Origin of the sequence: Streptosporangium amethystogenes subsp. fukuiense, from assembly GCF_042665875.1 — a bacterium.
Classification (GTDB): Bacteria; Actinomycetota; Actinomycetes; order Streptosporangiales; family Streptosporangiaceae; genus Streptosporangium; species Streptosporangium fukuiense.
Genome location: NZ_JBHTEE010000001.1, coordinates 9342983 through 9360711, shown reverse-complemented (window position 1 = coordinate 9360711; position 17729 = coordinate 9342983). Strand labels below are relative to the sequence as shown.

The following is a 17729-nucleotide window of genomic DNA, read 5'->3' as shown; positions in this document are numbered from 1 at the left end:
AAATACGTATTAACAATATTCACCGCACCTTGCGAGGATTAAACGGTTAGCAGTTTTCCTGCGGGAGGAGTATTCCATGGCGCCTGACGTGGTGGTCATAGGCGGCGGCCCGGCGGGAGCGATCTCCTCGGCACTGCTGGCCCGGGCCGGCGCTCGGGTGCGCCTGCTGGAACGGGACTTCTTCCCCCGGTACCACATCGGCGAGTCGATCTCCTCTTCCTGCCGGGCCATCATCGACCTGGTCGGCGCGCGGGAGAAGGTCGAGGCCCGCGGCTACCAGGTCAAGGAGGGCCTGCTGCTCCGCTGGGGCGCGGAGCGCGACTGGACGATCAACTGGCCGGACCTCTTCGGCGACCAGGTGCGATCCTGGCAGGTGGACCGCGCCGACTTCGACGACGTCCTGCTCAAGCACGCCGCCGAACAGGGCGTGGAGGTGGTCCACGGGGCCCGCGTGAGGAAGGTCGGCTTCGACGACGGCCGCGCCGTGGGCGTGGAATGGGTACACGAAGGGCACCGCCAGGAGACCGCGGCCGACTTCGTGGTGGACGCCTCCGGCCGCGCCGGCGTGCTCTCCGCGCAGCACTTCCGCAACCGGCGGCCGCACGACGTCTTCCGCAACGTCGCCATCTGGGGCTACTACCGGGGCGGCGCCCTGCTGGCCGACACTCCCAGGGGCGGCATCAACGTGATCTCCTCCCCCAACGGCTGGTACTGGGTCATCCCGCTCAGCGGCGACGTCTACAGCGTGGGCTTCGTCACCCACAAGGACCAGTTCCTGGCCCGCAGGTCCGCCTTCTCCTCGCCGGACGAGATGTTCCTGACCCTGGTCGCGGAGTCGGAGACGGTCGCGGAACTGGTGGCGAGCGGCGACTTCCAGGGCCAGGTCCGCGTCGAGCAGGACTTCTCCTACTCGGCTGACAGTTTCTGCGGCCCCGGCTACTTCCTGGCGGGCGACTCCGCCTGCTTCCTGGACCCGCTGCTCTCCACCGGCGTGCACCTGGCCATGTACAGCGGCATGCTGGCGGCCGCGACCATCCTGTCCGCGCACGCGGGGGAGGTCACCGAGCGCGAGGCGCTGGGATTCTACGAGTCCCACTACCGCAACGCCTACGGCCGGATGTTCTCCATGGTCGCCGGCTTCTACGAGCAGTACCGGGGGAAGAACAGCTACTTCTGGCTGGCACAGCGCCTGGCCAGGGGCCAGTATCCGGAGCTGATGAAGAAACGCGTCCGCGGCGCCCAGGCGCCCACCGACGGCGCCTTCGCCTCGATCACCGCGGGCCTGACCGACCTGGACGACGCCACCCGCGTCGGCGGTGCGGTGCCGCTGGACGCGATGGTGCTGGCAGGCGAGCTGACCGCGGGCCAGGACCGCGAGAACACCGCCGACAGCGCCGGCGCCGCCGGGCTGTATCTGGTCACCGAGCCGAGGCTGGGCATCGGACGGGCCACCGAGCCGGTGTCACCCCACTGATCAGGGGCCGATCAGGGACCGGTCACGGGCCGAGGGCGGCGGCCAGCTGGTGCCGCCCTCGGATACCGAGCTTGCGGTAGATGCGGCCCAGGTGAGTGTCGATGGTGCGCTTGCTCAGGCAGAGCCGCTCGGCGACCTCCATGCTGCTCATGCCCTGCCGTACCAGCTCGACGACCCGCTGCTCGGCGGGGGTGAGCAGGATCTGGGCCTGCGCCGGCCGCGCGTCCGGCGCGTGCTCCGGGCTCGCCGCCGGTTCGGCGGCGATCGTACGGGCCGCGGTGTGCTCGCCCAGCGCGTTGTACGCCTTGGCGGCGTGCGCGCGCCAGGGCAGGCAGGCGGGATTGGTGATGCCGCGGGCGGAGAGCCGGTGCCCGCAGTCGAGGAACAGGCTCAGCGCGGTGACGTGGTCGCCCGCCGCCGCCGCGATCAGTCCCTGGACCTCCAGGATCAGGCTCTTGATCAGGGGATGGGCGTCCGCGGGCATCGTCATCTCACGTACCAGCTCCGCGGCGTCCCGGGTGCGGCCCATCCGGATCAGGGCCCGCGCGCCACAGGCGCGCGCCGCCGTGGTCAGCACCCGCGCGCCGATCCGCTCGGCCCCCTCCCGCGCGTCGAGCGCGTCCCGCAGGCTGTCGTCCGAGTCGCCCCGCCGGTGGCCGATATCGGCCCGCAGCAGCAGCCCGAGCGCGTGCAGATCCGGCTGGTCCCAGGTGCGGGCGTCCTGCAGGATCCTGTCGCACACGGCCAGCGCCTCCTCCGGACGCCCCGTCCAGCCGAACGCCAGCGCGGCGCCCACCAGCCCGGTCCCCGCGGGCCGATCCCGGCGGGAGCGTTCTCGGCAGGCCCGCGCCGCCAGCCGCCTGGCGGTGCCCGGATGTCGTCCGCTCGCCGCGACCATCGCCGCCAGCGCGCCGGCCAGCTCCTTGGCGGCCGAGTCCGGCACGCCCGACGAGGCCATCCGCACCGACCTGCGCAACCCGGCGCGGTACCCGGACAGCACTCCCTGCGCGGTCAGCCGGAGCAGCGGCTCCCTCGGCGGGTCCGCCATGCCCGCCAGCTCGTGGGCCACGGTGACGAACGGCCGGACCCCCACCGTGCTGGCGACCAGCGCGGGGCTGGCCAGGTTCAGCAGCGACCTGGCCCGCCTGACGGGGTCGGGCGCGGTGCTGACCAGCGTCTCCGCGTGCCGGACGCAGGCGTCCAGGTCGTGGCGGAGCTCGACCGTGCCGAGCTGCAGGGTCAGCTCGTGAATGGTGGCCGGATCGTCGGAGCAGGCCAGCGCGCGGCGCAGGTAACGGGTCGCGTCGTCGTACTCGCGGGCCGCGACCGCCTCGGTGGCCGCCCTGCGCAGCACCGGAACGCCCCAGTCGGAATCGGTGAGCATCAGGTGCTCGGCGGTCTGGGCGGCCGGCGCGCCCAGCCTGGCCAACAGCGCGGCCCCGCGTTCGTGCAGGCCGAGCCGGGTCTGGTTGTCGATGCGCGACAGTACGGCCGTGCGGATCAGCGGGTTGTGGAACCGCACGGGCGGCCCCGCCGTGATCAGCCCCGCCTGGGCGAGGGCCCGGCGGGCCTGCCGGATCTGCGGCTCGCCCTGACTCAGCAGGATCGCCGCCACGGTGACGTCGGTGTCCGGGCCCATGACGGCGAGCTGGGTGAGCAGTTCGTAGGCCACCGGGTCGTGGTCGTGCAGCCATTCGAGCACGGTGGCGGACAGGGCCGCCGTGCCGACCTCCAGCACCTGGTCGGGGTCGGGCTCGCCCGGGCTGATCCTGGCCTGCCGCATCCGGCTGGTCAGCTGGCGCAGCACCAGCGGGTTCCCCTGCGAGAGCGTGTGGCAGAGCGCGGCCAGCTCCACATCGGGCGGCGCACCCAGCGCCTCGGCGACGAAGTCGGCCGTACAGGTGGCACAGAACGGTCTGAGCTGGACGAACCGCGCGTACGGCAGCTTGGCCAGATCCGTGCCCAGCCCGGCCGGGGGGCTGCCGGGCAGCGTGGCGATCATCATCACCGGCAGGTCGTCCAGGCGGCGCGCGATGTAGGAGAACCAGCGCAGCGACGGCGTGTCGGCGAAGGACAGGTCGTCGATCGCGATGACCACCGGCTGCTCCGCGACCAGGTCGCGGGTCATGTGGAACAGGCTGATCAGCAGGTCCTGGGTGGCGGCGCCGTCGTCGTCGGCGGCGGCGTGGTCGAACCGCCCGCGGGGCCGCTCGCCGGCGGACATCACCGGGTCGAAGAGCTGGCGGACCATGCCGTAGGCGAAATGGCTCTCGCTCGGGTGACAGCGCGCCCGCAGCACCAGACTGCGCGGGGGAAGCATTTCGGTCATGGCTCCGAGCAGGGAACTCTTGCCCATTCCGTTTCCGCCCAGGATCGCCGCGACGGTAGGGCGGCCGGCCCGTAGTTCGTCGAGAGCCTCTCGGAAGACAGCCAGTTCTCTGTCTCTGTGAAGAAGCGGTGCCATGCCTCATCGTCCCATTCTCCCGATACGGATCTCAACGGGTTCGGTACCCGTCTTTCTCGGCGATACCGGTTCAGGACCGGGCCACCGGCGCCGATCCCGGGCGTCCTGCGCGGTGATACCGAGGCGAATACGTCGGCGCCCTAAGTATCGGCCGCGCGATGCGTACGATTTTTTGCGCATTCACCATCCGGGTCCCCCCGTGTTTAAATCCGCACTGAAGAGGGTTGTCGAGAGCTTCATATAAAAAGGCGGATGCTGATGGAGAGTCCACGACTAAAAGCCCATTTCCATGTCGAGGTCGTGGACGGATCCCGGGTCTTCCTGTTCGCCGAGGGGAAGGACTTCCTGGTGCCGGGGAAGGCCGCCGCGGCGGTGCTCCCCTACCTCGACGGCCGCAGGACGGTGAGCGAGATCGTCCAGGAGCTGGCCGGGAGCGTTCCATTCACCACGGTGCTGACCACGCTGCGCCGCTACGAGGCGGCGGGGCACCTCGCGGAGGGCAGGCCGGACCTGCCGGAGAAGGTGCTGGCCTACTGGGACGCGCTGGGCATCGACCCGGCGGCCGTCACGAAGGGCACGCCGGTCACCGTCGCGGCCGCCGAGGGGGTGGACGCCGCCCCGGTCACGGCCGCCCTGACCGAGCTGGGGCTGAAGGTGCTCACCGGCGCGATCGACGAGGTGCCCGCCAAAGGGGTCTCGGTCGTGCTCGTGGACGACTACCTCGACCCGGCCCTGGAGCGGCGCAACGCCTCACAGCTGGCGTCCGGGCTCCCCTGGCTGCTGGCCAAGCCGGGCGGCGTCAGCCCGTGGCTCGGCCCCTTCCTCGATCCCGACCACACCGGCTGCTGGTCGTGCCTGGCGCAGCGGCTCAGCGGCAACCGCCAGCTGGAGCGCTACCTGGCGGGGAAGCGGGGCGAGCGGACGCCGTTCCACCCGGTGCGCGCGCAGATCCCGGCCGGACCGCTGGCGCTGGCCGGGATGCTGGCGGCCGAGGTCGCCAGGATCGTGGCGACCGGCGAGCCGGGCGCGCTCTGCGGCCAGATGGTCGCCCTCGACCTGGCGACCATGGAGACCAGCAGGCACATACTGATCCGCCAGCCGCAGTGCCCCTCGTGCGGCACGCCGCCCGACGACAACCCCAAGATCGTGCTCACCCCGCGGCAGGCCAACCACGTCACCGACGGCGGTTACCGGGTCGACCAGCCGCAGGACACGTTCGCGCGGCTGGAGCGGCACATCAGCCCGCACCTGGGCGCGATCACCAAGCTGGTCTCGATCGGTACCGACCCCAGCGGCCTGACCTACAGCTACGCCGCCGGCCACAACTTCGCCATGGTCAACGACAGCATGGACCTGCTCCGCCGCAACCTGCGCGGGCAGAGCGGCGGCAAGGGGCGCTCGGAGATCCAGGCGAAGGTCAGCGCCCTCTGCGAGGCGATCGAACGGTACTCGGGGGTCTGGCGCGGGGACGAGCCCGTCATCCGGGCCGCCTACGCCGACCTGGATCCGGCGACGGCGGTGCACCCGGACCGGTTGCTGCTCTTCTCCGACGAGCAGCGGGCCGGGCGCAAGGAGTGGAACGCCGACCCGGCGCACCGGCTGCAGCAGGTGCCCGACCCGTTCAAGGAGGACGTGCCGTTCGACTGGTCGCGGGCCTGGTCGCTGACCCGCGACGAGGAACGGCTGGTCCCCGCCGCCTACGGCTGGTACGGCCACCCCGACCTCTACCAGCACTTCTTCTGCATCGCCGACTCCAACGGCAGCGCGGCGGGCAACACCCTGGAGGAGGCCATCCTGCAGGGCATCTGCGAGCTGGTCGAGCGCGACTCCGTGGCGCTGTGGTGGTACAACCGACTGCGCCGCCCCGCCTTCGACCTCGACTCGCTGGACGACCCCTACGTGGGCGAGCTGCGGGACTTCTACGGGGCCATGGACCGGGACCTGTGGATGCTCGACCTCACCACCGACGTGGGCATCCCGGTGTACGCCGCGGTCTCCCGGCGCCGCCACGAGGTGGAGGACGTCATGGTCGGCTTCGGCTGCCACCCCGACCCGCGCATCGCGGCGTTCCGCGCGCTCACCGAGCTCAACCAGTTCCTGCCGACCGTGGACCGGCGTGACGAGCAGGGCAACACGCTCTACCGGGTGGACGACCCGGAGATGCTGGCCTGGTGCAAGGAGGCCAAGGTCGACCGGGAGCCCTGGCTGCTGCCGGATCCCGGTCTCCCGCCGGTCACCGTCGGCCCACCCGCCCCCACCGACCTGGCCGTGTGCGTGCGCCGGTGCGTGGACTCGATCGAGGCGGCCGGATCCGAAGTGATCGTCCTCGACCAGACCCGTCCCGACCTGGAGCTGAACGTCGTCAAGGTGATGGCGCCCGGCCTGCGGCACTTCTGGCGCCGCCTGGCACCCGGCCGCCTCTACGACGCGCCGGTACGGCTCGGCTGGCTCGACCGGCCGACCCCCCAGGACGAGATCAACTCCTGGAACGTGTTCTTCTAAGCGAACGGTCCTCCCATGAACCCCATCATCGTCTCCCGGCTGCGCCGGGACGCGTCGTTCTCCGGTGAGCGCATCCAACTGACCACCACGGCTCTCGAACTGAGGAACCTGTCACAGGGACAGGGCACGGCCCTGAAGCTGCTGGCCGAGGGCGACCACGATGACGCCGCCCTGGCGGGCGCGGTCACCACGGCGGACGGCGAGGCGGGACTGCTCCGCTGGCACATGCTGTTCCGCGGGCTGAACACCTCCGGGCTGCTCGAACACGCCGCGGCGGTGGACGGCACCGCGGTGGCCAGGCTCTTCTCCGTCGGCCGGGGTCCGACGCTGCTGGCCGCGGCCCCCACCGGCCCGGTACGGCTGTCGCGCTTCGCCGAGGCGCGGGTGGTGGACGGCACGCTGACCCTGCAGACCCCCGGCCGCCACCTGGCCGTCGAACTGATGCCGCAGGCCGCCGGGCTGCTCGGCGAGCTGGCGACCTGGAACACCTCCGTACCCGCCCCGGTGCTGCGGCTGCTGGCCACGGCCGGCCTGCTGGCGCCGGGCGGTCCCGATGAGGACGTGGAGGTGGCCGAGCGCCCCTACGCGCAGTGGCACCCCGCCGACCTGGCCTTCCACTCCCGTACCCGCTTCCCCGCCTCGGTCGGCGGATACGGCGGGACCTATCCCATCAGGGACCGCTTCGCACCGGAGCCGGTCTCCCCACCGCCCGCCGGCACCCGGACCGTCGCGCTGCCGGTGCCCGACCTGGACGAGATCGCGGCCGGGGACCCGTCGCTCACCGAGGTGCTCGAACGGCGCCGCTCGATCCGCGCCCACGACCAGCGGAGACCGATCACCCTCGCCCAGCTCGGCGAGCTGCTCTACCGGAGCCTGCGCAGGCGGGGCACCATGACCGGCGGCGACGGCCAGGAACTGGCCGACCGGCCGTACCCGAGCGGCGGTGCCGTACACGAGCTGGAGGTCTACCCGCTGGTGACGGTGTGCGAGGGGCTGGCGCCCGGGCTGTGGCACTACGCGACCGACCGGCACGAGCTGGAACTCGTCGCCGAGCCGGGCAAGGCCACCGAGGCGCTGGTCGGCCAGGCTCGGGGCGCCGCCATGCTGGAGGCGGATCCACAGGTGGTGCTGCTGGTGGCGGCCCGGTTCGGCCGGGTGATGTGGAAGTACGAGACCGTCGCCTACCCGCTGGTCCTCAAGCACGTGGGCGTGCTCTACCAGACCCTCTACCTGGTGGCCACCGCGATGGACCTGGCCGTGTGCGGCCTGGGCGGCGGGGACGCCGCCGCCTTCGCCACCGCCTCGGGGCGCGACCCGCTCCTTGAGGGCACGGTCGGGGAACTCGTACTCGGCTCCCGGCCCCGGACGGAGGAGTAGACCGCGATGAGATTCCGCTACCAGGCGCTGCAACGGATGCGCGAGCCCGACGAGCTGGACTCCCCCACCCTGCTGGCCACCCCCCGGGGCTGGATCGCGGTCTTCGTCGTGATGATCGTGATGGCGGGCGGGCTGGTCTGGGCGTTCGTCGGCGAGCTGCGCATCTCGGTCGCCGCCCCGGGCGTGCTCACCCACCCGGGCGGCACGGCCCGCATCCAGAGTCACTACTCGGGGCTGGCCCGCCGCGTGCTGGTCCGGCCGGGCGACCGGGTGATCGTCGGTCAGTCCGTCGCCGAGCTGCAGGACGCCGACGGCAAGACCCAGGAGGTGGCCAGCCCGTTCACCGGCCAGGTGGTCGGCACCACGGTCAGCGACGGCCAGGTGGTCGCCGTCGGCACCACGGTCGCCACGGTCGAGCGGACCGACCTGCCCGACGACCGCCTGGTCGCCATGGTGTTCGTACCCGCCGACCGGGCGGCCTGGATCGCCCCCGGCCGCCCGGTCGACCTGGAGGTGTCCACCGCGCCCGCCGCGGCCTTCGGGCTGCTGCGCGGCCGGGTCACCTCGGTCAGCCGCTACCCCCTGACCGGTGAGGCGCTGGCCGGGCTGGTGGGCGGCGAGCTGGCCGCCAAGAGATACGCGGCGGTCCAGGCCCCCCTGATGATCATCGTGGACCTGATCCCCGACCAGGACTCGCATTCGGGGTACACCTGGTCGACCGCGCAGGGACCGCCCGTGCAGCTCGACTCCCAGGTGACCGTGTCGGCCTCCATCCACCTGGGCGAGCAGACGCCGTTCAACCTGGTGCTCGGGCGCTGAGCGGAGGAGGCACCGATGACGAACACGACATTGAAACCCGCGAAACCCGCGCCCAGGAAGCAGCCGCAGCCCCCGCGCCCCCGCAGGAAGAACCGCCACCAGGTGCCGACCGTGATCCAGATGGAGTCGGTCGAGTGCGGCGCGGCCGCGCTGGCGATGGTCCTGGGCCACTACGGCAAGCACGTGCCGCTTGAGGAACTGCGGGGCCGGTGCGGGGTGTCCAGGGACGGATCCAAGGCGTCCTCGATGCTCGCCGCGGCCCGTTCCTACGGAATGATCGCCAAAGGATTCCAGGTCGAGGCCGAACTGCTCCGCGACCAGAGCGGGCCGGTGATCATTTTCTGGGCGTTCCAGCACTTCATCGTGGTCGAGGGACTGGTGACCCGGTTCGGCCGCACCATGGTCGCGATCAACGACCCGTCGTCGGGTCCGCGGCTGATGGAGTGGTCGGAGTTCGACTCCGGCTTCACCGGGATCATGCTGACCTTCGAACCCGGCCCCGATTTCAAGCCGGGTGGGGAACGCGCCAAGCTCAGCAAGGCGCTGCTCCAGTGGCGGCTGCCGTCCGGACGCGCCCTGCCGCTGGTGCTGCTGGCCAGCGCGCTGCTGCTGCTGCCCGGCATCGCCGGGCCCGCCTACTACCGGGTGTTCATCGACCGGGTGCTGAGCGGCAACTCCCCTGACATCCTGCCGCCGCTGCTGATCGTCATGGTCTTCACCGCGGCGGCCATCTTCGTGCTGACCTCGGTGCAGCAGTACTACCTCCTGCGGCTGGAGATCAGGGTCGGCCTGGTCGGCTCCGCCCGCTTCTTCCGTCACCTGCTCCGGCTGCCCATCGAGTTCTTCCTGCAACGCCGACCGGCCGAGGTCGCCAAGCGGATCTCCACCAACGACACGGTGGCCGAGATCCTCTCCCGCGACCTCGCGCTGACAGTGATCAACATGGTCCTGGTGACGTTCTACGCCGCCCTGCTGGTCCGCTACGACGTGCTGCTCGGCGTCATCGGCGTCGGCATGGCGGCGTTGAACATCCTGGTGCTGCGCTGGGTCGCCCGGGCCCGCAAGGACGCGGTCACCGCACTGCGCACCGACCGCGGCAACCTCACCGGCACCACCTTCGCCACGCTCAGCATGATCGAGACGGTCAAGGCCACCGGCTCGGAGCCCGACGCCTTCACCCGCTGGGCGGGTTTCCTGGCCAAGGTCGTCTCCGCCCAGCAGCGGCTCGGCGTGCCCACCGCGGTGCTGGTCGTCGTCCCGCCCCTGCTGGCCACGGTGAACACCGGCCTGATGCTGCTGATCGGCGGGCTGCGGGTGGTGGAAGGCGTGCTCAGCATCGGCATCCTGATCTCCTTCCAGACCCTGCTGGCCGCGCTGAGCAGGCCGGTCACCCAGCTCACCAACCTCGGCGGCCGTCTGCAGGACCTCAGCGCCGACGCCAAGCGCATCCACGACGTGGAACGGCACCCGATCGCCCGCTGCTTCGAGCGCACCGGCGGCGAGACCGAACTCGGCGCCCGCCTGGAGGGCCGCCTGGAGTTGCGGGAGGTCACCTTCGGGTACGGCCCGCTGAGCGATCCGGTCATCAAGAACCTCTCGCTGAGCATGACACCGGGCAGCCGGGTCGCGATCGTGGGCGGTTCCGGCAGCGGAAAGTCCACCCTGGGCCGCCTGCTGACCGGCCTGTACGAGCCCCGCGCCGGCCAGATCCTGCTCGACGGCCACCCGCTGGACGAGATCCCGCGCACCGTGCTCGCCGGCTCGATGGCCTACGTCGACCAGGACATCGTGCTGTTCGCCGGGACCGTACGCGACAACCTGACCCTGTGGGACGAGGCGGTCCCCGACGAGGTGGTGCTCGACGCGCTCCGCGACGCCGCCGTCTACGACGCCGTGCTGGCCCGTCCCGGCGGGATCAACTCGTTCGTCCGCGAGGACGGCCGCAACTTCAGCGGCGGCCAGCGGCAGCGGCTCGAACTGGCCCGTGCCCTGGCCGCCGAGCCGACCCTGCTGATCCTCGACGAGGCCACCAGCGCCCTGGACCCAGAGACGGAGCACGTCATCATGGACAACCTGCGCCGCCGCGGCTGCGCCTGCCTGCTGATGGCCCACCGGCTGTCCACCATCCGCGACGCCGACGAGATCATCGTCCTGGACCGCGGCGAGGTCGCCGAGCGCGGCATCCACGAGGAGCTGCTCGCCGCCGACGGCATCTACACACGGCTGTTCAACACCGGAGGGGGACTGTGAGCCCCGCCGCTCTCGCCGGGGTCGCCATCCCGCTGGACCTCGGCACCGAGCGGTTCATGATCCTCGACAACCCCGGGCGGATGCTGCTGGTCGAGTCGGGCCTGGTGGACCTGTTCGCGGTCCGGACCGCCGACGGCGAGCTGGACGGCCGCTGGAACTTCCTGGGCCGGGCCGAGGCGGGAACGGTGCTGGCCTGCGGGGTGCGGTCGGGTCCGCGCCACGTGATCGTGGCCCGCCCGGTGCCCGGCGCCGTACTCGCCGACGTCCCGGTCGCGGTTCTGCACGAGCTGCCCGCCGAGGCCGCCGCCTGGCTGGTGAAGGGACTCAGCGGCGGCATCGAACTGCTGTCCCGGGCGCTGCCCGCTCCCCTGCCGCCCCGCCAGTTCGTCCCACTGCCCGTCAACGGGACGGCCGAGCTGGACGCGGGCCGCGCCGTGCGATCGGTCGACGGCGTGCGCTGCGTGCGCGTCGAGTCGGGTGACGTGGAGGTCGGCGACGGCAACGATCTGGTGCTCGGCGCGGGCAGCGACATCTGCCTGACCGAAAGGGACTGGCTGGTCGCCCGCACCAGGACCCGGCTGCGGACCCGCTCGCTGCACTCGGTCTTCGACGAGGGCCTGCTCTGCGAGTTCCTCGCCGCCCATGCCGCCCGCCTGCTGACCACCGTCGACGAACGCATCGAACGGCGACGCGAGGAGGAGCGCGCCGCCCTGACCGGCCTGCGTGAACGCGAGAGCACCGTGCTGACACAGGCCGTACGGAGCTTCGACGCCGTGCTGCGGGACACCGAGGTCCAGGTGAAACTGGCCGACGTGGCCAACGATCCGCCCGCGCTGGCCGCGGCCCGGCTGGTGGCGGCGCACCAGGGGTTCGAGGTCCGGCCGCCGGTGCGGCGCGGCAACCAGGACCGCCCGGTGGGCGACCTGCAGGCGATAGCGCTGGCCTCCGGCGTCAGGACCCGGCTCGTACGACTGGACGGCCCGTGGTGGACGCAGGACCTGGGGCCCATGGTGGGCAGCAACTCCGCGGGCCGTCCCGTGGCGCTGCTGACCATGGGCCGCGGCTACGTCATGGTGGACGACGGCGTGCTCACCCCGGTCACCGCGGCCGTCGCCCGCGGCCTGGAGAAGCGGGCGCACGTGCTGTACCGGCCGCTGCCCGCCTCGATCAAGTCCGTCGGCGCGCTGCTGCGCCTGGGGTTCCTCGACAGCGGCAACTACCGTGACCTGCTGCGGTTCGCCGCCATGGGGGTGCTGGTCGCGCTGCTCGGGCTGCTCGTCCCGATCATGACGGGCAAGGTGCTCGGCGTGTTCACGGTCCGGGCCGAACTCGACCTCATCGTGCAGGGCTCCCTGGTCGTGATCGGCTCCGGGTTCGTGGTCGCGGCCCTGTCGGTGGTGCAGAACATCGCGGTGCTGCGGGTCGAGAGCCGCACCACCTCGGCCCTGCAGTCGGGCCTGTGGACCCGGCTGCTCTCACTGCCCGCCGGGTTCTTCGCCCGCTACTCCACCGGTGAGCTGGGCACCACGGTGCTGGGCATCAGCTCGGCGCAGGAGATGCTCTCCGGGATGCTGACCACGGCCACGCTGGGGCTGCTCACCGGGTCGGCCAATCTGGTCCTGGTCTACTTCTACGACGTGCGCCTGGCCCTGGTCGCCACCGGGCTCATGCTGTTCGGGCTCGGGTTCGCCATCATCGCGGGACGGATGCAGCTCCGCTGGCAGCGGCAGTCCTACGAGCACGAGCGGACCATGTCGGCCCGGGTCTTCCAGATGCTCACCGCGATGCCGAAGCTGCGGGCCGCCGCCGCCGAGGAGCGGGCGTTCGCCGAGTGGACCCGCGAGGCCACCAGGGGCCGTTCGCTGACCGCCTCGGCCCGTCGTATCCAGAACGCGGTGACCACGTTCAACGCCGGATTCCCGCTGGTCTGCACCGGGGTCGTGTTCGCGGTGGTGGCGGGACCGATGGCGGGTCAGATCTCGGTCGCCACCTTCCTGCCGTTCTTCACCGCGCTCAGCCTGCTGCTGGCCTCCAGCCTCCAGTTCACCGCCGCCGCCGTCAGCGCGATGGGCGTCGTGCCGATGATGGAGAACATCAAGCCGATCCTGGAGGCCCGGCCGGAGACCGACGGCACCAAGGCCGACCCCGGCGACCTGTCCGGGCGGCTCGCGCTCAGCCAGGTGTCGTTCCGCTACGGCCAGGACGGTCCGCTGACCCTGGACGGGGTCGCCCTGTCGATCGAACCCGGCGAGTTCGTGGCCCTGGTCGGCCCCTCGGGCAGCGGCAAGTCCACGGTGCTGCGGCTGCTGCTCGGCTTCGAGATCCCGCTGTCGGGTACCGTGCTCTACGACGGCCAGGACCTCGCCGAACTCGACGTCTCCGCCGTCCGCCGCCAGTGCGGGGTGGTGCTCCAGAACGGCGCGCTGCAGGCGGGCAGCATCCAGGCCAACATCGTCGGCAGCAGCATCCACACGGTGGACGACGCCTGGGCGGCGGCCGAGATGGCCGGGCTCGCCGATGACATCAGGGCCATGCCGATGGGCATGCACACCGTGCTCTCCGAGGGCACCAGCACGCTGTCGGGCGGTCAGCGACAGCGCCTCATGATCGCTCGAGCGCTGGTCGCCCGGCCCCGCATCGTCTTCTTCGACGAGGCCACCAGCGCGCTGGACAACCCCTCCCAGAGCCGGGTCGCCGAGAGCACCCGCCGGCTCAACGCCACCCGGGTGGTGATCGCCCACCGGCTCTCCACGGTGGTGGCCGCCGACCGCATCGTGGTCATGGACGAGGGACGGATCGTCCAACAGGGCACCTACGAAGAACTACTGGCCGTGAAGGACGGCCTGTTCGCCCAGCTGGCCACCCGCCAGCTCTCCTGAGTGCGACTCGGCGAGCCGCCGTGATCTCACCGATGGGTGGCCGGATCCTCCCCCGGCGCGGTCGTCCGCGTCCGGGGGCGCCTCGTCCTTCGGGCGACTCTCAGGTGCCGAGCTGGCGGGTGATCGACGGGTCGGTGATGGCCGTGTCGTCGGCGAGCAGGAACGCCTTGGACAGGATGACCGACAGCATGCCGCCGTTCTCCTCGAAGGGCAGGAAGACGGAGGCGGCGTCGCGGTCGTGGCCGGGGACGATGCACAGGTAGGCGTCGTTGGGTTCCATCAGGATGTTGCCCGAACCCAGGTGGATCCGGTAGGTCCGCCGGTCTCCGCGTACCCGTAGGAACCGGTCGGTCAGCTCCGTCCGGTCGGCGATCCTCAACCTGGGCAGCAGTCGGGCGAGCGCGTCGCGCCGGGTGCCGGCGGTCTCGGTGAGTTCGCCGAACCCGTAGGAGTTCCAGTACTCCTCGTGCCCGGCGACGGCCTGCTGGTCGAGGCCGATCGAGGTGACCCCCACCGCCAGGTCGGCGTCGCGGAGCACCTCCGACAGCACCAGCGGCGGCACCTCGGTCAGCGGGACCCCCTCGTCGTCGCCGGGGCCGACGGGGCCGTCGGCCCGGTGGAAGCGGATCCGCTCACTGGCGCAGAAGGACGCGGTCCCCCACCCGTCGGCCTCCGCGTCTCCCGTCACGTACATGTACCAACGGGCCTGCCAGCCGGACAGCTCCTTGACGGCCTCACCCTGGTGGCTGTCGTATTCGTAGCCCCAGTGACCGATGGACAGCCCACTCCAGCCGCGCTGGTTCAGCAACGCCTTGGCCTGGCCGTAGCGGAGCGTGTGCCCGGCGAACCGGTTGGAATACGTGCGGGTCTGCTCCTCGGCCGGGGTCAGCAGGTAGACCTCGCGGAACGCCTGCTTGTACGGCTGGCGGACACCGTGCTCCAGCAGGTGGTCGCGCCAGGCCCGTACCTCCTCGGCCGCCTCGCGGATCGGGTGCCAGAGCCGGATCGGAGTATCCGGCTCCGGCTGGATCCGGCGGCCTCGCGGATCGGCGAGTTCCCAGCCGGTGTCGGTTCCGACCGGGAGCCCGGCCGGGCCCTGGAGGACCTGCCAGATGAGATTCCTGGCGTACCGGCCGGTGAGAGGGTGGTCCAGGAAGAGCTCCGTCACCTCCTTCCAGCGCCAGAGCCGTTCCTCGATCAGCGCCCGCTCCAGCCGGAACCGCTCGGCGGGCAGCGCCTGCTTGAGGTCCTTCAGAGTGGTCTTGAGTGCGGCCAGTTCGGGGGCCTGGCGGATCGCCTGCGGCGCCGACTTGACCGTTTTCCCGGCCGGGTTGACGAACTGGAGGACGGGACCGTCCGCGCGGAGCCGCACCAGGCAGTCGCCGATCCTCTCCTCCCGCACCCCGTCCGGGCCGAGCCCGAAGGCCGGCACGGTGCGGTCCAGCAACTGCTCGCGGCCCAGCCCCGCCTCGGCGGCCACCGCGTCCAGGGTGCGTGCCACGTTGCCCAGCACGCTCTTCTTGCGGACCTTGACCTGGACCCTGGCCAGGGCCGCGACCACCTCCAGCCCGCCCCGGCGGGCCAGCGTGTTCACCGCGGCGTTGGCGAGCAGCTCGCTGCGGGAGTTGGCGCCCGACCCGCCGATCCCGGTCCCGCAGGTCAGCGCGACGTCGCCGAGGAGCGAGGTCACCCACGGCTCGTCGATCAGCTCGCACGTCCACACCATGCCGCGGACCGGCACGGCGGTGCGCTCGTGCAGGAAGACGGTCTCCCGCCACTCGTGAACGTTCTCCTCCGGCCTCTCCCGGTGAGCCGCCACCAGGACGAGGAGCTCGTGGACGAGGCCGGCGGCCTCGGGAGTCAGCAGCGCTTTCGCGGTCCTGAGCCATCTCTCACTCGGCTTGGAGGACCGCGCGGTGTTCCAGTGCAGAAGCAGAGGCAGGACCTCGGGGGCGGCCAGGCGTGCGCCGTACTCCTCGGCCAGCCTGCGCGCGACGACGTCGCAGTCCCAGATGACGTTCCGCACCACACCGGCCGGGCCGTGCTCGGCGGGCTCGGTCAGCAGAACCTCCATCTGGTCGTGCAGGGCGTCCCAGACCGGCCGGTGGTACTTCCGGAACCACCCCAGCGTCCCCTCCAGGATCTGGCGGCGTCCCCGGTGGTCCAGCCGCCGGATCGCGGCGAGCGGGAGCCGGTACAGCTCCGGGTAGTCGGTGTGTCTCCAGGTCATCAGCGCGTTGGCGGCCATCCAGAGAAAACGGACGTCCTCGAAGGTCCACGGGGTGTCGCCGTCGGCGGCCGACCGGGTCACACGCAGCACGCGCTCGTCGTAGTGGTCGATCCCGTGGTGCCCGTTGCCGAGTCTCAGCTGCGCCCAGCGGCCGAACATCCTCGGGTCGCTCTCCGCGCCGGGCAGCTCCAGCCCCGCCTCGAAGGCCGCGTCGAAGCAGGCGAAGGTCTCACGGGTCGGCGCGTCCAGATATTCCATGACATAGCCGTGCGATCTGGGAAAGTCGTCGATTACACCCATTCCTCAGCCTCCGACCAGCGGGACGAGCTTGATGAAGGACACCACCGGGTCGACGGTCAGGTCGATCATCTCGGACAGGTCGTCGATCTGACGCTCCCCGACGAGCAGCAGGAACCCGTTGCGGCCGAACGCCCGCTCGGCGGCGTCCGCCTGGCGTTCCCAGTCGATCCGCCGCTTCGCGCCCATCCGGTAGCCGTTCAGCTCCACCTCGGCGTCCTCGGGACGGACCAGGCCGTTGAACCGGGCGGCGGGGGCCGCGTTGTACCGGGCGACCTCCTCCCGGACCCGGAGCCGGACCAGTTCCCGCGCCGAGATGCTCTCCGGCAGATCGGGGAGGGTGAACTCCTCTATCGGCTTTCCCGCCGCGGTCTCATCCCTGAAGGTGACCGTCGCCATCTGGCAGCTCCACAAGTCATCGGAATCACTGTGATCGCAATCAGTAGCATTTCGATCCGACAGAAACCGATGTCGCCGAACCACCGGGCCTCCCCCGAGAACCCCGGCAGACCGCCAGGTCTGCCGCGTCCAGCCTGATCCCGTCGCCCCTGAGCACCTCGTGGATGTCGCACGTGTCATTCGTCGCGCAAAGCGGCAGAGATCTAAAATTCAGCGCGGATAACGGGTGACCGAAAAACCGGAGCTCGGCGTGCCGACGGGACAGGGGAAAGGCCACGGCTGGTGTTCGGATTTCGCGATCTCGACGCGTACGGTTGTCATACGGACGCCCGCCGACAAGGAGCGAGAGAAATTCCGGTGAATGACGGGCCACCGCCCGAGTTGCTGAACAGCGATCCGAAGGGCTACGCCTGGCAGGTCTGGCACGACCGCACTCCGAAGCTGGTAGCGAAGATCAAGGACGTGAATTCGTACGGTCCGAAAGAATGCGACGCGCTGGACGCCTTGCTCGCCGAGATCTTCTCCGGGGTGATGGAGCCGCTCGGCGCGCACGCCCATGATCGGGAGGTGTGGGCGGGCTGGGGAGCGGACCACCAAGCCCGTGCCCGGACCGGCCATTACCGGCGGCAGGCCGTTCACGAGACATGATCAGGGTCTACGGCCGGTGCACTGGACGACGCCCGCGCGGGCGGCGGCGGCAGCGGCGTCGGCCGCGCGTACCGCGTCGCGTTCGGTGACCGGCTCGTGGGTGACGAACAGCCGGTAGTAGACCGGGGCGACGGCCATCCTGATCACGTCGGCGCCGTCCGTGTCCGCCGGCACCTCGCCCCGCTCGACGGCTCGCCGCACCACTTCGGCCGCCTGCTCGTGGCGGGCCATGAAGAAGTCGTGCAGGGATCGCGCGGCGTCGCCGTTCTGCACGGCCGCCGTCACGAACGCGGCGGAGATCGGCCCGGCGACGGGATCGGCGAACCCGCCCTGCACCAGCCGGACGACCTCCCTCAGATCATCCTGAAAGGAGCCGGTGTCGGGTATCGG

The 17729-nt window shown here is 71.2% G+C and carries 11 protein-coding genes; 7 read left to right on the top strand and 4 right to left on the bottom strand.

Going from position 1 to position 17729, the window contains the following annotated elements:
- Positions 1-76: 76 nt before the first annotated feature.
- Positions 77-1474 carry an NAD(P)/FAD-dependent oxidoreductase gene (locus tag ACFQVD_RS41585; RefSeq protein WP_343962773.1) on the top strand — a complete coding sequence of 466 codons (1398 nt, stop codon included), beginning with the start codon at positions 77-79 and terminating at the stop codon, positions 1472-1474.
- Positions 1475-1496: 22 nt separating this feature from the next.
- Here the strand turns inward: ACFQVD_RS41585 and ACFQVD_RS41580 are convergent, their stop codons facing one another.
- Positions 1497-3938 (bottom strand): ATP-binding protein, encoded by a 2442-nt coding sequence (locus ACFQVD_RS41580; protein WP_343962775.1) that lies wholly within the window; start codon positions 3936-3938, stop codon positions 1497-1499.
- Positions 3939-4190: 252 nt separating this feature from the next.
- Here ACFQVD_RS41580 and ACFQVD_RS41575 point away from each other — a divergent pair, with 252 nt between their 5' ends.
- The 5 genes from ACFQVD_RS41575 to ACFQVD_RS41555 are packed head-to-tail and all read left to right on the top strand — an operon-like array spanning position 4191 to position 13765.
- On the top strand, positions 4191-6440 hold the full coding sequence (locus ACFQVD_RS41575; protein ID WP_343962778.1) for a TOMM precursor leader peptide-binding protein: 2250 nt from the start codon (positions 4191-4193) through the stop codon (positions 6438-6440).
- A 15-nt stretch (positions 6441-6455) separates the two neighbouring features.
- The gene (locus tag ACFQVD_RS41570) at positions 6456-7817 is read left to right on the top strand and encodes a SagB family peptide dehydrogenase (protein WP_343962780.1); all 1362 of its coding nucleotides are present in this window, start codon (positions 6456-6458) and stop codon (positions 7815-7817) included.
- A 6-nt stretch (positions 7818-7823) separates the two neighbouring features.
- Positions 7824-8636, top strand: coding sequence for an HlyD family efflux transporter periplasmic adaptor subunit (locus ACFQVD_RS41565; RefSeq protein WP_343962782.1), 813 nt, complete (start codon positions 7824-7826; stop codon positions 8634-8636).
- A gap of 15 nt (positions 8637-8651) precedes the next feature.
- Positions 8652-10886: an NHLP family bacteriocin export ABC transporter peptidase/permease/ATPase subunit gene (locus tag ACFQVD_RS41560; protein WP_343962784.1), complete on the top strand. Its 2235-nt coding sequence runs from the start codon at positions 8652-8654 to the stop codon at positions 10884-10886.
- Positions 10883-13765: an NHLP bacteriocin export ABC transporter permease/ATPase subunit gene (locus ACFQVD_RS41555; RefSeq protein WP_343962786.1), complete on the top strand. Its 2883-nt coding sequence runs from the start codon at positions 10883-10885 to the stop codon at positions 13763-13765. The genes ACFQVD_RS41560 and ACFQVD_RS41555 overlap by 4 nt, the downstream gene beginning before the upstream one ends.
- A gap of 100 nt (positions 13766-13865) precedes the next feature.
- Here the strand turns inward: ACFQVD_RS41555 and ACFQVD_RS41550 are convergent, their stop codons facing one another.
- Positions 13866-16295 (bottom strand): DUF4132 domain-containing protein, encoded by a 2430-nt coding sequence (locus tag ACFQVD_RS41550; protein ID WP_343962788.1) that lies wholly within the window; start codon positions 16293-16295, stop codon positions 13866-13868.
- Positions 16296-16298: 3 nt separating this feature from the next.
- Positions 16299-16691, bottom strand: coding sequence for a hypothetical protein (locus ACFQVD_RS41545; RefSeq protein ID WP_343962791.1), 393 nt, complete (start codon positions 16689-16691; stop codon positions 16299-16301).
- A gap of 357 nt (positions 16692-17048) precedes the next feature.
- Between ACFQVD_RS41545 and ACFQVD_RS41540 the strand changes: the two genes are divergently transcribed.
- Positions 17049-17339: a hypothetical protein gene (locus ACFQVD_RS41540; RefSeq protein ID WP_386273810.1), complete on the top strand. Its 291-nt coding sequence runs from the start codon at positions 17049-17051 to the stop codon at positions 17337-17339.
- Here ACFQVD_RS41540 and ACFQVD_RS41535 read toward each other — a convergent pair whose 3' ends face one another.
- A complete protein-coding gene (locus tag ACFQVD_RS41535; protein WP_386274448.1) occupies positions 17340-17726 on the bottom strand; it encodes a TetR-like C-terminal domain-containing protein in 387 nt (128 codons plus the stop codon).
- Positions 17727-17729: the final 3 nt, after the last annotated feature.